We start from the raw sequence: 14,626 nt of genomic DNA on the forward strand, positions 1-14,626 counted from the left end.
ACAAGGAAGGAAACTCTGTGACCTCATCAGTTCAGGCACTGATCCTCGTCGGAGGAAAGGGCACGCGGCTGCGGCCGCTGACCCTGTCGGCGCCCAAGCCGATGCTCCCGACTGCGGGGACCCCGTTTCTGACTCACCTGCTGTCGCGGATCCGGGAGGCGGGGATCACCGACGTGGTCCTCGGCACCTCCTACCAGGCGCACGTCTTCTCCGACCACTACGGCGACGGTTCCGATCTGGGCCTGAATCTGACCTACGTCACGGAGAGCGAACCGCTGGGCACCGGCGGCGGCATCCGCAACGTCTACGACGAGCTGACCGCCGACACGGTGCTCGTGTTCAACGGCGACGTCCTCGGCGGCACCGACATCCGCGACGTGCTGTCGACGCACGAGCGCTCGGGTGCCGAAGTGACCCTGCACCTGGTCCGGGTCGGTGATCCGCGCGCCTTCGGCTGCGTGCCGACCGACGCCGACGGGCGGGTCACGGCGTTCCTGGAGAAGACTCAGGATCCGCCGACCAATCAGATCAACGCGGGCACCTACGTCTTCGACCGCAAGGTGATCGGCGAGATCCCGGCCGGTCGGCCGGTGTCGGTGGAGCGCGAGGTGTTCCCGTCGCTGCTCGCGCAGGGACGGCACATTCAGGCGCACGTCGACGACGCCTACTGGCGCGACATGGGGACTCCCGAGGACTTCGTCCGCGGTTCGGCGGACCTGGTCCGCGGCATCGCGCCGTCGCCCGCGCTGGCGAAGCCCTGCGGGGAGTCGCTCTCGCTCGACGGCGCCGACGTGGCGTCCGACGCCGTGCTGATCGGCGGCACCGTCGTCGGCCGCGGCGCGCGGGTCGGGTCGGGGGCACGGCTGGACGGCGCGGTGATCTTCGACGGCGCGTCGGTGGAGGCAGGAGCGGTGGTCGAGCGCAGCATCGTCGGGTTCGGCGCCACCGTCGGCGCGCATGCGCTGGTGCGCGACACCGTCATCGGCGACGGTGCACAGGTCGGTGCCCGATGCGAGCTGCTGCGCGGCGCGCGCGTATGGCCGGGAGTGCAGATCCCCGAGAGCGGAATCCGGTTCTCGACCGACGTGTGATCCCGAGCGCGATCGGCCGGCCGCTCAGGCCTTGGCGGCAGCGAGCAGACCCGTTCCCACCGGAATCACAGCGGGCAGCAGCCGGTCGTCCTCGGCGATGATCGACGCCGCCTCGCGCGCGGCCAGGGTCCGCGGATCGTCGGCCTCACGGTCGGCGATCGTGCCGTCGGCCGAGGCGTTGTTCACGACGACCAGTCCGCCCGGCCGGAGAATGCGGATCGCCTCGGTGACGAACAGGGGATAGCTCAGCGGTGCTCCGTCGACGAAGACGAGATCGTATGTCTCGTCGGCGAGCCGGGTGAGCACGTCGGTCGGCGCGCCGTTGATGAGCCGGGTGCGGCCGGGACCGATGTGCGCGTCGGCGAAGGTCTCGCGGGCGGCCCGGTGATGCTCGGGCTCGGGATCGATCGTGGTCAGGACGCCATTCTCGGGCATGCCCGCCAGCAGCCAGAGCCCGCTGACGCCGACTCCGGTGCCGATCTCGACCACGTGCGTCGACCCGGCGACCCGGGCCAGCAGCGACAGCAGCGCTCCGGTGGCGGGGGAGATCGCCGTGGCGCCGAGCTCCTCGGCGCGCATGCGGGCTTCGATCAGGGCCTCGTCCTCGATGATCGCGGCTTCGGCGTACTCGCTCAGGCTTGCGGCCGCGGCCGCTGTGTCACTCATGACATCGAGGGTGCCATACGGTCGTTGACCTGCGGTTGCGGGCACGCCGTCTGCGGGCCCGGTCTTCCTTATCAAACCCTCAGGACAGTAATAGGGGCACCACATTCAGGTGCGACAGGGTAGAGCGCAATGGTCCGGAATATCGATCGCGCCGGGCGCGTTGATCGGGGAGAATAGCCCTGACAGGCCCGGAGCGAGGAAAGGAACTGGCACCTACACGATGACCGTCCCGATGATCGGCAAAGCAGACCCCGACACCACCACCGGAGCGTTCCGCGGAACCGCGGGCTTCGACGCGACCGGCGATCGAGATCTGATGCCCTCGTGGGACGAGTTGGTGTCAGAGCACGCGGACCGGGTGTACCGGCTGGCGTACCGCCTCTCCGGAAATCAGCACGACGCCGAGGACCTCACCCAGGAGACCTTCATCCGGGTGTTCCGGTCGCTGACCAACTACAAGCCCGGCACCTTCGAGGGCTGGCTGCACCGCATCACGACGAATCTGTTCCTCGACATGGTCCGACGCCGCGCCAAGATCCGCATGGAGGCGCTGGAGCAGGACTACGACCGGATCCCCACCGACACCCCGGACCCGCAGCAGGCCTTCGCCGACGCCAACCTCGATCCCGATCTGCAGGCGGCCCTCGACTCGCTGGCGCCGGAGTTCCGCGCCGCCGTGGTCCTCTGCGACATCGAGGGACTCTCGTACGAGGAGGTCGGCGCCACGCTCGGGGTCAAGATGGGCACCGTCCGCAGCCGGATCCACCGCGGACGCCAGGGCATCCGCCAGTACCTGGCGGCTCGCGGCCACACCGACAGCCGCTCGGTCGCGGCCGCAGAGTGACCTCCGCGACCCTCTCCGGTTCTGTCGGCTACGCTGGACCGTGGCTCTGAATCGAGTTCGAGTGCATCTGAGGAGAGGGGTGACGCCGGTGGGTCTGGGCCAGACAGGACGTTCACGCGGGAGTCGGTGGTCGCCGTTTCCGACGTCGATCGCACCGAACCCCGAATACCGGCGCCCGACCGGATTCGCGTCCACCGAGCATCTGAATCCCGAGGCGGTCGTCGCCTACGTCGACGACGAACTCACCCGTCAGGCGTCGGCGCGCGCCGACGCTCACCTGGCGCTCTGCCCCGACTGCTCGCGCGAGGTCGCCGCACAGGCGCGTGCGCGGTCGATGCTGCAGACCTGCCAGACCGACCTCAGCGTGCCCGACTCGCTCCGCGCGCAGCTCAGCCAGATCCCGACTCAGGAGATCGACTTCCGCAGGGATCGGCGCACCAACCGCTGGGGCCGCTGACTCGTGACCGACAGCTCTGCTTCGTCCGACGACCGGCCGACCGATCCGGTGCTGCCCGCGAACGAACCGGCGTCCGACCTCGCCGCCACCTTCGGCAGGCCGGAGGGTGTCGACGGCTCGTTCGCTCCCGAGGCATCACCGGCGGAGCGCCCGCAGCCCACGATCGCACCGCCCGATCCGGTCCTCGCGGAGGCCTTCGGCCGGCCGGAGGGCGAGACCCAGACGCTGCAGCGCGACCCGTACGCCCAGCCCGCCACGGACGACGTGCCGGAACCGGATCCGTGGCGTGATCCCGACAGCGCCGCGCACCTGTCCGCACCGGCTGTCGGCGTCGACCCGGAGTCGTCGCCGAGGGAGAAGGGGCCGCTACTGGGGATACGCGAGCTGCTGTTCGGCGGCCGGGTGCACTGGTGGGCTCTGGCGACTCTCGGACTGCTCGCACTCCTCGTCGGACTCTTCGGCGGGCTCGTCGGACGATGGACCGCAGAGGTCGTCACGCCGCTGCACGCCGACACCGTTCACCTCGAGGGCGACAGCCCCGACTCCGCGACCGGCGGCACCGATGTGGAGCGGGTCGCCAAGGCCGTTCAGCGATCGGTGGTCACCATCGAGGTCCGCACCGCGGTCGACGGCGGCTCGGGTTCGGGATTCATCGTCGACAAGGCCGGGTACATCGTCACGAACAACCACGTGATCTCCAAGGCCGCCAACGACTCCAAAGCCAAGCTCGAAGTCGTCTTCTCCGATCGTCAGCGCGTGCCCGCGCGGCTCGTCGGACGCGACGTGAAGACCGATCTGGCCGTCATCAAAGTGGACGACGTCGCCAATCTGACGGTCTCCAAGCTCGGCGACTCCGCCGACCTTCAGATCGGTCAGGAGGTGATCGCCTTCGGTTCGCCGCTCGGGCTGGACAAGACGGTCACCAGCGGCATCATCAGCGCACTCGATCGGCCGGTGCCGCTGAGGCCGGACGCCGACTCCGATACCGACGCTGTGATCAACGCCATCCAGACCGATGCGGCCATCAACCCGGGCAACTCGGGCGGGCCCCTGCTCAACGACGACGGCCAGGTGATCGGCGTCAACACGGCCGGCGCGATGACCGGCGGCGGGTCCATCGGTCTCGGCTTCGCGATTCCGATCAACGAGGTCATCCCGATCGCGAACACCCTGATCGCGGACGGAAAGGTGAAGCACCCGTCGGTCGGCATCACCGCCGCCACCGTTCGAAACGACCGCATCTTCGGTGCGCAGATCAAGGACGTCGCCGGGGGCAGTCCGGCGGCCCAGGCCGGTCTGCGCGAGGGCGACGTGATCACCAAGTTCAACGGGCGCCCGATCGAGAGCGCGGACGAGTTGACCGTCGCGGTGCGGACGTCGAAAATCGGTGAGCAGGTGAAGTTCACGTATTGGCGCGACGGTCGATACTTCGACGGCGAGCTCACCCCGGTCAGCGATTAGCGCCGGAAGCGTCGGACCAGTCCAGAGAGCGGCGAGGAATCATGTTCAGCAGTGTCGGTTGGGGTGAACTCCTCATTCTGTTGGCCGCAGCGCTCATCATCCTCGGCCCCGAACGTCTGCCGGGCGCGGTCAGCTGGGCGATGGGCGCGGTACGCAAGGTGCGCGACTATGCGACGGGGGCGAGTTCGCAGCTGCGTGACGAACTCGGGCCCGATTTCGATCAGCTCCGTGAGCCGCTCACTCAGCTCAACGAACTCCGCCAGATGAGCCCGAAGAGCATCGTCACCAAGCACATCTTCGACGGTGACTCGTCGACGATCGACGATCTGGGCAAGTCGGTGCGTGAGACCCTCGACGTGAGTCGGCCGCCGGCGAAGCCGGACGGGGAGCGGCAGGTGTCGCGCGAATCGCCGCAGCCGCCCGCACCTCCTGCCCGCAAGTACGACGTGACCGACTGGGACGCGACCTAGCCGGACCGGTCGGGTCCCGGCGGGTCAGTGCCGGGTGGTGTCGATTCCGAGGCTCATGCCGGCGAGCCCGCGCCGGCGGACGGCCAGCTTGTCGGCGATGGCGCGCAGCGCCGAGCCGGAGGCGGATTCGGGTGCCGAGAGCACCACAGGAGTGCCCACGTCGCCGCCTTCGCGGAGTTCCTGTTCCAGCGGGACCTGCCCGAGCAGTTCTACGGGAGATCCCACGGCACGGGTGAGCCGCTGCGCCACCAACTGGCCGCCGCCCGAGCCGAAGGGCTCTATCCGCGTGCCGTCCGGGAGCTGCATCCAGGACATGTTCTCGACCACGCCGAGGATCTTCTGCCGAGTCTGCAGGGCGATCGCGCCCGCGCGTTCGGCGACCTCTGCGGCGGCCTGCTGCGGGGTGGTCACCACCAGGATCTCCGCACCCGGAATGAGCTGGGCGATCGAGATCGCGACGTCGCCCGTGCCCGGCGGCAGATCCAGGAGCAGCACGTCCAGATCGCCCCAGTAGACGTCGGCGAGGAACTGCTGCAGCGCCCGGTGGAGCATGGGGCCGCGCCACGTGACCGGCGTGTTGCCGTCGGTGAACTGGCCGATCGAGATGAACTTCACGCCGTGACTCTGCGGCGGCATGATCATCGACTCCACCTGGGTGGGCTTCGCGTCGCTGCCGAGCATGCGCGGAACACTGTGACCGTAGATGTCGGCGTCCAGGACGCCGACGGACAGACCGCGGTCGGCGAGTGCGGTCGCCAGGTTCACGGTGACACTCGACTTGCCCACACCGCCCTTGCCGGAGGCGATCGCGTACACCCTGGTGAGATTGCCCGGCTTGGCGAACGGGATCTCCGGCTCGGCACGGTCGCCGCGCAGCTTCTTGCGGAGTTCGGTGCGCTGTTCGTCGTCCATCACGTCCAGTTCGACGCGCACGGCGCCCACACCGGGCACATCGGCGACGGCCGTCTCGACGTTGTCGGAGATCTTGGTGCGCATCGGGCAGCCCGCCGTGGTCAGGTACACCCCGACGTCGACACTGCCGTCGGCGGCGACCGCGACGGACTTGACCATGCCGAGGTCGGTGATCGGCTTGCCGATCTCCGGGTCCATCACTTTGCTCAGTGCGGAACGGACGGCGGACTCAGTGGGTGTGGCGGGGGTGGTCACACCTCAACCATATCGCTGCCGAGACGGACTCGGCTTCTCGCCTCAGCGGTCGGCGGTCTTCGCCGGGCCGGCGGGAGCCGGCGCCGGCTTCTTGGGCGAGGGCTTGGGGGCGGGCGCCGGGGCCGGACCGATGCCGGGCGGCAGGCAGATGATGCCGAGGCAGGCGTGCGGAGGCTTGCTCGGTGACGGCTTACTCGGCGGCGTGGACGATTTCGGGGTGGACGGCCGGGTGGACTCGCCGGGCTTCTTGTCGCGGTCCCCGTTCTTCTTGTCGCGGTCCTTGTCCTTCTTGTCTTTGTCCTTGTCGTCCGGAGTCGCCGACATCTCCGGGATGGGCGTGGTCGGCATCACGCCGGTCGAGTACGCGGCCGCCCATGCGAGCACGTTGTTCACGTAGGCCATCGAGTGGTTGTAGCGCAGGACCGCGTTCACCTTGTTCTGGCCGGCCATGATGTCGGTGAAACCGGCGCACAGGTAGCGTCCGGCCGAATAGGTGGCGTCGAAGATGTTGTCCGGGTCGGCCTTGCCGTCGCCGTTGGCGTCGGCGCCCCAGGCCGCCCACGTGCTCGGGATGAACTGCATCGGACCCATCGCGCGGTCGTGCCCGCCGTCGCCGTCGAGCCTGCCGCCGTCGGAGTCGTGGATGACGGCGTTTCCGGCGAGCGAGCCGTCGAGTACCGGGCCGCGGATCTTGGTCAGGGTGTTGCCGTACGCGTCGACGTTCCCGTTGCCCGCGTGGCCGGATTCGATGCGTCCGATGCCGGCGAGAAGGAACCAGGGCAGCTTGCACTGCGGCGACTCGGCGGCCACCCGGGTGGCGGCGAGCTTGTACGCCTTGAGGACCATCCCGGGAATGCCGAGGGGACCTGCGGGAAGGTCGGCGGCGAGCCGGAACTGCGGGTCGCCGCCGCCGGCGGCCGTGGGGTCGGCCGGGGGAGCGAATCCGACGAGTTGGCTGCTGCCGGAGGGCACGGTCTCCGCGACCGCGCGGGCGGCCACGGCGCTCTGGGCACCCGCGAGATCGATCGAGGGTCCCGGTTGGACCGAGGACACCGGATCGGCCGCGACACTCGACACCGTTCCGCCGAGCACCAGCGCGCCGAGTGCGGCGGCGGTGGTCCCGACCGCCAGGCCGCGGCGCGGCACGTGAATCCGGTTCGGGCGGCTGCGCCAGAAAGTCATCCCATTGGTCCTCATCGACTCTCACTGCATTCGGCGTGTCGTTCACGTCGAATCAGGGGGAGTCTGCGATCATCCCCCCGACGACTGTGAGCCAGCATACATGCAGCGTTTCCTCCGGTCATGTCGGATCCGGTTCTTCACCCTTGCCCGCGCGTGCCGAAATCCGTTCCACCAGTTCGTCGACCAGATCGTCGAGTTCGCGGCGCAGATAGTCGCGGGTGACGGTATCGCCGACCGCGAGCCGCACGGCGGCGAGTTCACGGGCCAGGAACTCGGTGTCGTCCTTGGTCTGGGCGGCGCGGGCGCGGTCCTCCTCGAGCGAGACACGGTCCCGGTTCTCCTGGCGGTTCTGTGCCAGCAGGATCAGCGGCGCGGCGTACGCGGCCTGAGTGGAGAAGGCCAGATTGAGGAGGATGAACGGGTACGGATCCCATTCGAAGGCGAACAGGCCCACGTTGAGAAGCACCCAGATCACCACGATCACGGTCTGGATCAGCAGGTACCGGCCGGTGCCGAGGAAGCGGGCGATCCGCTCGGAGTACACGCCCACCACGTCGGAGTCGAGATTGACGTTGAACCGGCTGCGACGAGGGCTCGGAGTGTCGAGATGGCGTCCGGAAGGACTCATGGAGCGGTCCCTTCGGGGTCGGTCTCGCGCCAGTCGCGCGGGAGCAGGGCATCGAGGAGGTCGTCGACGACGACGGCGCCGAGGAGGTGATCGGCTTCGTCGATCACCGGTGCGCAGACCAGATTGTAGGTGGCGAAGAACCGGGTCATCTTCTCCAGTGAGTCGTCGGGGAGCAGTCGCGGCATCTCCTTGTCGAGGATGCCGCCCACCAGATTGGCCGGCGGCTCTCGGAGCAGTGCCTGCGTGTGCACCGCGCCGAGGAACTTCCCGGTGGGGGTGTTGGTCGGCGGGCGGACGACGAAGACCATGCTCGCGGCCGCCGAGTTCACGTCCGGGTCGCGCACCCGGGCCAGCGCCTCGGACACCGTCGCGTTCGCGGTGACGATCAGGGGTTCCGGCGTCATGACGCCGCCGGCGGTGTCGGGGGAGTGCAGCAGCAGCCGCCGGACGGATTCGGAGTCCTCCGGGTCCATCCGGGACAGGAACGCCTCGGCCTCGGCCTGGGGCAGTTCACCCATCAGGTCGGCGACGTCGTCGGGGTCCATCGCTTCGAGGACGTCGGCGGCGCGGTCGGGCTCCATGCTGCCGAGGATCGCGGTCTGATCGTCGGTGGGCATCTCCTGCAGCACGTCCGCGAGACGCTCGTTGTCGAGCGCCGCGGCGATCTCGTCGCGCCGTTTCACCGGCAGTTCGCGAAGCGCGTTGGCGACGTCGGGCGCGCGCATGTCCTCGAACTGCGCCAGGGCCATCTCCACGCCCTGTCCCGGGCGAGAGAGTTCGAGACGGTTCATGCCGCGGACGTGGCGCCACTGCACGACGATCGTCTCGCCGCGCCTGCGCAGGCCCTTGCGGGTGGTGCGCAGCGCCACGCGGCTGACCATCCAGTCGCGGCTGCGGTTCTGCTCGATCGCCAGATCCACCACCGTCAGGTCCACATCGTGCAGTTCGGGGTAGTCCGGATCGTCGGTGCGGACCCGGGTGTCGAGGATCTGACCCACCGCCAACGCCTCGTTCGGGCGCACCCGCAAGCGTCGCAGATTCACATGTCCGGTGGTCAGGGTGACGGCGTCGGGCTCGATGCTCGTCACACGCAGCATCGGCACGAAAATGCGTCTGCGCGTGGTGAGTTCGACGGCGAGCCCGAGCGCGCGCGGCTGTTTGCCCGGCATGTGCATGGAGATCACGACGTCCCGGACCCGACCGATTGATTCACCATCAGGGCCGAGAACGGCGAGGCCGACTAGTCTGGCGACGAAGACCTTGAGGGCGGGCGTCATACGTCAAGCCTAAAGTGAGCCGAGCTCAGGAGCCGAAGTGACGAACCCAATGCGACCGATGCCGGGATTGCCGACGCCGCCGAAGGGCTGGCCGGTAGGGTCCTACGACACCTACGCGCAGGCCCAGCGCGCGGTGGACTACTTGTCCGACAACGAATTCCAGGTCGACAATCTGACGATCGTCGGCGTCGACCTGATGCAGGTCGAGAAAGTCCTCGGACGACTCACCTGGGGCAAGGTGATCGCGGGAGGCATCGGGTCCGGCGCCTGGCTGGGCCTGTTCTTCGGCGCACTCGTCTCACTGGTGGTCGGGACGTCGTGGACGCCGATCCTCTTCGGCGTGCTCGCCGGCATGGTGTTCGGGCTGATCAGCGCCGCCATCCCGTACGCGGCCACCCGCGGCCAGCGTGACTTCACCTCCACCATGCAACTGGTCGCCGGACGGTACGACGTGCTGTGCGATCCGCGCACCGCGGAACAGGCGCGCGACATGCTCGCCAAACTGGCTCTCTGACCGCTCCTCCGCCGTCTCGGGCGCGCCGATGTGCCATCGTGTGCGCTATGTCACCTGTCGTGGGATAACCTAAGGCCCGCATCAGCTTTCACAGCTGATTCTTAGACGAGGCCGACAGGCAGGAGGCTGGCAGCGAGATGAGCAAGGGTAGATCCGCGCCGAGGGGACGATCTCTGGCCAGGCGGCTGTCGGCAGTGGCGGTGGCGGCGGCGGTCGCCGCGCCGATGCTGGCCGGTTGCTCCACGGGCTACGAGCAGGGTGTTCTGAACATCTATGCGCCGGCCGACGGCTTCGATTACATCAAGCAGTTCGCGCAGACCTGTACCGAGGAGTCGGGCGGGCGCTACAAGCTGCAGGCCAACGTCCTGCCCAAGAGCGCCGACGATCAGCGACTGCAGTTGGCCAGGCGGCTGGCCGGAAACGACCACACCCTGGATCTGATGGGCATGGACGTCGTGTGGACCGCGGAGTTCGCGAACGCCGGCTGGCTCGTGCCGGTCCCGGACGACACCGCGGCCGAGATCGAGAAGACCAATCTCGGCGGCCCGGTGGCCACAGCGATGTGGCAGCGGCCCGACGACGCGGCCAAACGCATGTACGCGATGCCGATCTGGACCAACACCCAGTTGCTCTGGTACCGGCCCGACCTGATGAAGGACACGCTCGGCAGCCGGCGGGCGCCGGCGACCTGGGATGAGATGCTCAGCGATACGCAGGCCATCAAGAAGGCCGGCGGACCGAGCTGGATCATGGTCCAGGCCAAGCAGTACGAGGGCCTGATGGTCTGGTTCAACTCGCTGCTCGCCAGCGCCGGTGGTTCGGTGCTCGATCCGAACGACGCGTCCAAGGTGACCCTCAGCGACACCCCGGAGCACCGGGCGGCGACGCTGAAGGCGCTCGAGGTGATGAAGGCGGTGGCCACGGCGCCGGGGCACGACCCGTCGATCACCCAGTCCGACGAGGGCACCGCCCGGCTCGGGATGGAGACGGGCAAGGCGGCGTTCGAGATCAACTGGCCGTTCGTGTGGGCTTCGGCGCGCACCAACGGTGCGACCGGCGACGTCGCCTTCCTCCAGGACGTTCTCTCGCCGTACAAGACTCTGCTCACCGACGAGGACAATCCGCCGACAGACGCGCAGCTCGCTCCGATCAACGCCAAGATGCGTAAGCACTTCGACTTCGCGCTCTACCCGGGTGTCTTCCCCGGCAAGACCGCGAAGTCGACGCCCGGCGGGCTGAACGTGGCCGTCGCATCCACTTCCCGGCAGCCGGAGCTCGCCTTCGAGGCGGCGAAGTGCATGACCAGCGAGAAGGCGCAGAAGGTGTACGCGATATCGGGTGGAACGCCGCCGACCATCGCGTCGATCTACGACGATAAGGACTTCAAGCTCGCGTATCCGATGGGCGACGTGATCCGCACCCAGCTCGAATCCGAGCACTCGGCGCCGCGGCCGGCGTCGCCGCAATACCAGGCGATCTCGACGCTCGTGACCGCCACCCTCGCGCCGGTGGGCGCCTGGGATCCCGCACAGATGGTCGACAAGCTCACCGAGCAGGTCCAGAAGGCCATCGACGGCGAGGGGATCATCCCGTGAGCGACGACAAGCACGATGACCAGCGGTCGCCGGAACCCCGTGACGGGGAAGGCGTCTCGGGGGACGGGCACGGTCAGCACTCCCGCGACGGCGCCGAGCCGGTGCACTCCGACGTATGGGTGCCGCCGGAGGCCGCGGCACCCCGACCCGATGAACCCGCCCCGCCACCGCCGCACCCACCGATGCCGCAGGCCGTGCCCGAGACCGCGATGGCCGCGGCTGCCGCCGGAGCGACTCCCGCCGGGCCTGGAATGAACGGAGGTTCGATGTCTGAGATCCTCGACACCGGTCCCACTCCGGCGCAGCCGGCGCCCCTGGCGCCGAAGGCGACTGGACGCAAGTCGTCGGAGCGACGTCTGGCGTACTGGCTCATCGCACCCGCGGCGATCGTCATGGCGCTGGTGACCGGTTACCCGATCGTCTACGCCTTCTGGCTCTCGCTCAACAAGGCGACGCTGACCGCGCCGGACGAGCAGAAGTTCATCGGCCTGTCGAACTACGGCACCGTCCTCTCGGACGGCTACTGGTGGTCGGCGCTGGGCGTGACCGTGTTCATCACCCTGGTGTCGGTGCTGATCGAACTGGTGCTGGGCATGGCGATCGCCCTCGTCATGCACCGGACCCTGTTCGGCCGGGGCGTGGTCCGCACCGTGGTCCTCATCCCGTACGGCATCGTGACGGTCGCCGCGGCGTTCTCCTGGTACTACGCGTGGACGCCGGGCACCGGCTACCTGGCCAACCTGCTCCCGGACGGCTCCGCGCCGCTCACCCAGCAGTGGCCGTCGCTGTTCATCATCATCCTGGCCGAGGTGTGGAAGACGACGCCGTTCATGGCGCTGTTGCTGCTCGCCGGGCTGGCGTTGGTGCCGGACGACCTCCTCAAGGCCGCCCAACTCGACGGCGCGGGCGCGTGGACCCGGCTCTTCCGCATCATCCTGCCGCTGATGAAGCCGGCGATCCTCGTCGCGCTGCTCTTCCGCACGCTGGACGCGTTCCGCATCTTCGACAACATCTACGTCCTGACGGCCGGCTCCAACGGCACAGGGTCGGTGTCGATGCTCGGCTACGACAACCTCTTCAAGGCCTTCAATCTCGGTGTCGGCTCGGCGATCAGCATCCTGATCTTCCTGTGCGTCGCCATCATCGCTTTCGTGTTCATCAAGGGGTTCGGCACCGCCGCCCCCGGCTCCGACGACGAGGGGAGGTGACCACCGATGGATGCGAGCATTCGCCGTAAAGTCGGCTGGAGCGTCGCCAATGTTCTGGTGGTCCTCTACGCGATCATCCCGCTGTGGTGGATCATCAGCCTGTCGTTCAAGCCGACCGGCAGTGTGACCGACGGCAGCTTCATCCCGAAGCAGTGGACCTTCGACAACTACAAGGGAATCTTCGACACCAGCCTGTTCACGTCGGCGCTGATCAACTCGATCGGCATCGGCCTGATCACCACGGTGATCGCCGTGCTGCTGGGAACCATGGCCGCCTACGCGGTCGCGCGGCTCGAGTTCCGCGGGAAGAAGCTGCTCATCGGAGCGGCCCTGCTGATCGCGATGTTCCCGCAGATCTCACTGGTGACGCCGCTGTTCAACATCGAACGCCGGCTCGGCCTGTTCGACACGTGGCTCGGTCTGATCCTGCCCTACGTGGCCTTCGCGCTGCCGCTGGCGATCTACACCCTCTCGGCGTTCTTCCGGGAGATCCCATGGGACCTGGAGAAGGCCGCGCAGATGGACGGAGCCACGCCGGCTCAGGCGTTCCGCCGCGTGATCGTCCCGCTGGCGGCGCCGGGCGTGGTGACCGCCGCGATCCTGGTCTTCATCTTCGCGTGGAACGACCTGCTTCTGGCGTTGTCGCTGACCTCCACCGAGAACGCGGAGACGGCGCCCGTCGCGATCTCTCAGTTCACGGGCAGCAGTCAGTTCGAGGAGCCCACCGGGGCCATCGCCGCAGCGGCCGTCGTCATCACCATTCCGATCATCATCTTCGTGCTCTTCTTCCAACGTCGTATCGTCGCCGGCCTCACCTCCGGCGCGGTGAAGGGATAACCCATGGCCGACATCGTTCTGGAGAACGTCTCCAAGCAGTACCCGGACGGCTCGATCGCCGTGCACGGGGTGAACCTGAACATCGCCGAAGGCGAGTTCGTCATCCTGGTGGGACCGTCGGGCTGCGGCAAGTCGACGACGCTGAACATGATCGCCGGTCTCGAGGACATCACGTCCGGTGAGCTGCGTATCGGCGGCAAGCGGATGAACGAGGTGGCCCCGAAGGACCGGGACATCGCGATGGTCTTCCAGAGCTACGCGCTGTACCCGCACATGTCGGTGCGGCAGAACATCGCCTTCCCGCTCAGCCTCGCGAAGATGGACAAGGCCGAGATCGCCCGCCGCGTCGACGAGGCCGCCGCGATGCTCGACCTCACCGAGTACCTCGACCGTAAGCCCGCCAACCTGTCGGGCGGTCAGCGTCAGCGCGTCGCGATGGGTCGGGCCATCGTCCGCACGCCCAATGCGTTCCTGATGGACGAGCCGCTGTCGAACCTCGACGCGAAGCTGCGTGTCCAGATGCGTACCGAGATCGCCTCGCTGCAGGCCCGGTTGGGGACGACGACCGTGTACGTGACCCACGACCAGACCGAGGCCATGACGCTCGGCGACCGCGTCGTGGTGATGCGCGCGGGCTACGTCCAGCAGGTCGGCGCGCCGCAGGAGCTCTACGACCGCCCGGCCAACCTGTTCGTGGCCGGATTCATCGGCTCGCCGGCCATGAACTTCCTCCCGGGCAGGCTGACCGCGACCGGCGCGGACACCGCCATCGGCCACATCGAGTTCCCCGACTACAACGAGATCGCCGGCCGTGCGCGCCAGGCCGACAGCAACGGCGAGGTGCTGCTGGGCATCCGGCCGGAGCACCTGGTGGACGCGGCGCTGACGCACGAGGCCGAGTTGGCCGGCTTCCTCAGCTTTCCGATCACGGTCGACCTCGTGGAGTCGATGGGGTCGGACAAGTACGTGTACTTCGGCTGGCAGGCGCCCGACTCGGCGACGCAGGTGCTCTCGAAGCTGGCAGAGGACCTCGGTTCCACCACCGCGGGCGGGCAGAAGGTGGCCCGGCTGTCGCCCTACACCCAGGCCCGCAGGGGCGAGACGCTCACCCTGGCGCTGAACCCGGCACGGATGCACGTCTTCGACACCGCGAGCGGCGTCAGCCTGCGCTGAGGCCGTGCGCCGGGCACGGCCCCGCACCGATCCGACTCACCCCACCGGTGTTTAAC

General features: G+C 68.3%; 15 protein-coding genes. 10 read left to right on the forward strand and 5 right to left on the reverse strand.

The genetic code is table 11. The annotated features are described in order from the left end of the window. Positions 1-17 precede the first annotated feature (17 nt). On the forward strand, positions 18-1,091 hold the full coding sequence (locus tag ACK8HH_RS06185; protein WP_006896455.1) for a sugar phosphate nucleotidyltransferase: 1,074 nt from the start codon (positions 18-20) through the stop codon (positions 1,089-1,091). Positions 1,092-1,115: 24 nt separating this feature from the next. Here the strand turns inward: ACK8HH_RS06185 and ACK8HH_RS06190 are convergent, their stop codons facing one another. After that, complete coding sequence (locus ACK8HH_RS06190; RefSeq protein WP_006896454.1) at positions 1,116-1,757, reverse strand: O-methyltransferase; 642 nt, start codon at positions 1,755-1,757, stop codon at positions 1,116-1,118. 220 nt (positions 1,758-1,977) lie between these two features. Between ACK8HH_RS06190 and sigE the strand changes: the two genes are divergently transcribed. From sigE to tatB, 4 genes are all read left to right on the forward strand, one after another. Further along, positions 1,978-2,601 carry an RNA polymerase sigma factor SigE gene (gene sigE, locus ACK8HH_RS06195; RefSeq protein WP_006896453.1) on the forward strand — a complete coding sequence of 208 codons (624 nt, stop codon included), beginning with the start codon at positions 1,978-1,980 and terminating at the stop codon, positions 2,599-2,601. Positions 2,602-2,680: 79 nt separating this feature from the next. Further along, positions 2,681-3,058 (forward strand): zf-HC2 domain-containing protein, encoded by a 378-nt coding sequence (locus ACK8HH_RS06200; protein ID WP_006896452.1) that lies wholly within the window; start codon positions 2,681-2,683, stop codon positions 3,056-3,058. A gap of 3 nt (positions 3,059-3,061) precedes the next feature. Then, complete coding sequence (locus ACK8HH_RS06205; RefSeq protein WP_082781301.1) at positions 3,062-4,519, forward strand: S1C family serine protease; 1,458 nt, start codon at positions 3,062-3,064, stop codon at positions 4,517-4,519. A gap of 41 nt (positions 4,520-4,560) precedes the next feature. Continuing rightward, positions 4,561-4,989: a Sec-independent protein translocase protein TatB gene (gene tatB / locus ACK8HH_RS06210; RefSeq protein ID WP_375002288.1), complete on the forward strand. Its 429-nt coding sequence runs from the start codon at positions 4,561-4,563 to the stop codon at positions 4,987-4,989. Between the two features lie 24 nt (positions 4,990-5,013). On the opposite strand, the gene ACK8HH_RS06215 is transcribed toward tatB, so the two are convergent. The 4 genes from ACK8HH_RS06215 to ACK8HH_RS06230 form a co-directional block, all read right to left on the reverse strand. After that, positions 5,014-6,156 carry an Mrp/NBP35 family ATP-binding protein gene (locus tag ACK8HH_RS06215; protein WP_006896449.1) on the reverse strand — a complete coding sequence of 381 codons (1,143 nt, stop codon included), beginning with the start codon at positions 6,154-6,156 and terminating at the stop codon, positions 5,014-5,016. A 42-nt stretch (positions 6,157-6,198) separates the two neighbouring features. Continuing rightward, complete coding sequence (locus ACK8HH_RS06220) at positions 6,199-7,338, reverse strand: lytic transglycosylase domain-containing protein (protein WP_412475628.1); 1,140 nt, start codon at positions 7,336-7,338, stop codon at positions 6,199-6,201. Positions 7,339-7,456: 118 nt separating this feature from the next. Next, entirely contained in the window at positions 7,457-7,966 is a 510-nt protein-coding gene (locus ACK8HH_RS06225) for a DUF1003 domain-containing protein (protein ID WP_006896447.1), read from the reverse strand. After that, positions 7,963-9,243 carry a magnesium transporter MgtE N-terminal domain-containing protein gene (locus ACK8HH_RS06230; RefSeq protein WP_006896446.1) on the reverse strand — a complete coding sequence of 427 codons (1,281 nt, stop codon included), beginning with the start codon at positions 9,241-9,243 and terminating at the stop codon, positions 7,963-7,965. Before ACK8HH_RS06230 ends, ACK8HH_RS06225 begins: the two co-directional genes overlap by 4 nt. Positions 9,244-9,280: 37 nt before the next feature. Here ACK8HH_RS06230 and ACK8HH_RS06235 point away from each other — a divergent pair, with 37 nt between their 5' ends. From ACK8HH_RS06235 to ACK8HH_RS06255, 5 genes are all read left to right on the forward strand, one after another. Further along, a complete protein-coding gene (locus ACK8HH_RS06235) occupies positions 9,281-9,757 on the forward strand; it encodes a general stress protein (RefSeq protein ID WP_039867440.1) in 477 nt (158 codons plus the stop codon). A gap of 137 nt (positions 9,758-9,894) precedes the next feature. After that, the gene (locus ACK8HH_RS06240) at positions 9,895-11,352 is read left to right on the forward strand and encodes an extracellular solute-binding protein (RefSeq protein ID WP_051999639.1); all 1,458 of its coding nucleotides are present in this window, start codon (positions 9,895-9,897) and stop codon (positions 11,350-11,352) included. Continuing rightward, positions 11,349-12,560 carry a carbohydrate ABC transporter permease gene (locus tag ACK8HH_RS06245; RefSeq protein WP_412475629.1) on the forward strand — a complete coding sequence of 404 codons (1,212 nt, stop codon included), beginning with the start codon at positions 11,349-11,351 and terminating at the stop codon, positions 12,558-12,560. Before ACK8HH_RS06240 ends, ACK8HH_RS06245 begins: the two co-directional genes overlap by 4 nt. A 6-nt stretch (positions 12,561-12,566) precedes the next feature. Beyond that, positions 12,567-13,397 carry a carbohydrate ABC transporter permease gene (locus ACK8HH_RS06250; RefSeq protein WP_062367551.1) on the forward strand — a complete coding sequence of 277 codons (831 nt, stop codon included), beginning with the start codon at positions 12,567-12,569 and terminating at the stop codon, positions 13,395-13,397. A gap of 3 nt (positions 13,398-13,400) precedes the next feature. Beyond that, positions 13,401-14,570, forward strand: a complete 1,170-nt coding sequence (locus ACK8HH_RS06255) for an ABC transporter ATP-binding protein (RefSeq protein ID WP_006896441.1) — start codon at positions 13,401-13,403, stop codon at positions 14,568-14,570. Positions 14,571-14,626: the final 56 nt, after the last annotated feature.

Origin of the sequence: Gordonia sp. LUNF6 (genome assembly GCF_047041125.1) — a bacterium.
In the GTDB taxonomy this organism is placed as follows: domain Bacteria; phylum Actinomycetota; class Actinomycetes; order Mycobacteriales; family Mycobacteriaceae; genus Gordonia; species Gordonia sihwensis.

What these genes read in the sequence shown, in the direction of transcription:
- ACK8HH_RS06225 (WP_006896447.1), bottom strand. Translation starts at nt 7,966, where the DNA reads ATGAGTCCTTCCGGACGCCATCTCGACACTCCGAGCCCTCGTCGCAGC.
- sigE (WP_006896453.1), top strand. Translation starts at nt 1,978, where the DNA reads ATGACCGTCCCGATGATCGGCAAAGCAGACCCCGACACCACCACCGGA.
- tatB (WP_375002288.1), top strand. Translation starts at nt 4,561, where the DNA reads ATGTTCAGCAGTGTCGGTTGGGGTGAACTCCTCATTCTGTTGGCCGCA.
- ACK8HH_RS06220 (WP_412475628.1), bottom strand. Translation starts at nt 7,338, where the DNA reads ATGACTTTCTGGCGCAGCCGCCCGAACCGGATTCACGTGCCGCGCCGC.
- ACK8HH_RS06190 (WP_006896454.1), bottom strand. Translation starts at nt 1,757, where the DNA reads ATGAGTGACACAGCGGCCGCGGCCGCAAGCCTGAGCGAGTACGCCGAA.
- ACK8HH_RS06255 (WP_006896441.1), top strand. Translation starts at nt 13,401, where the DNA reads ATGGCCGACATCGTTCTGGAGAACGTCTCCAAGCAGTACCCGGACGGC.
- ACK8HH_RS06230 (WP_006896446.1), bottom strand. Translation starts at nt 9,243, where the DNA reads ATGACGCCCGCCCTCAAGGTCTTCGTCGCCAGACTAGTCGGCCTCGCC.
- ACK8HH_RS06250 (WP_062367551.1), top strand. Translation starts at nt 12,567, where the DNA reads ATGGATGCGAGCATTCGCCGTAAAGTCGGCTGGAGCGTCGCCAATGTT.
- ACK8HH_RS06240 (WP_051999639.1), top strand. Translation starts at nt 9,895, where the DNA reads ATGAGCAAGGGTAGATCCGCGCCGAGGGGACGATCTCTGGCCAGGCGG.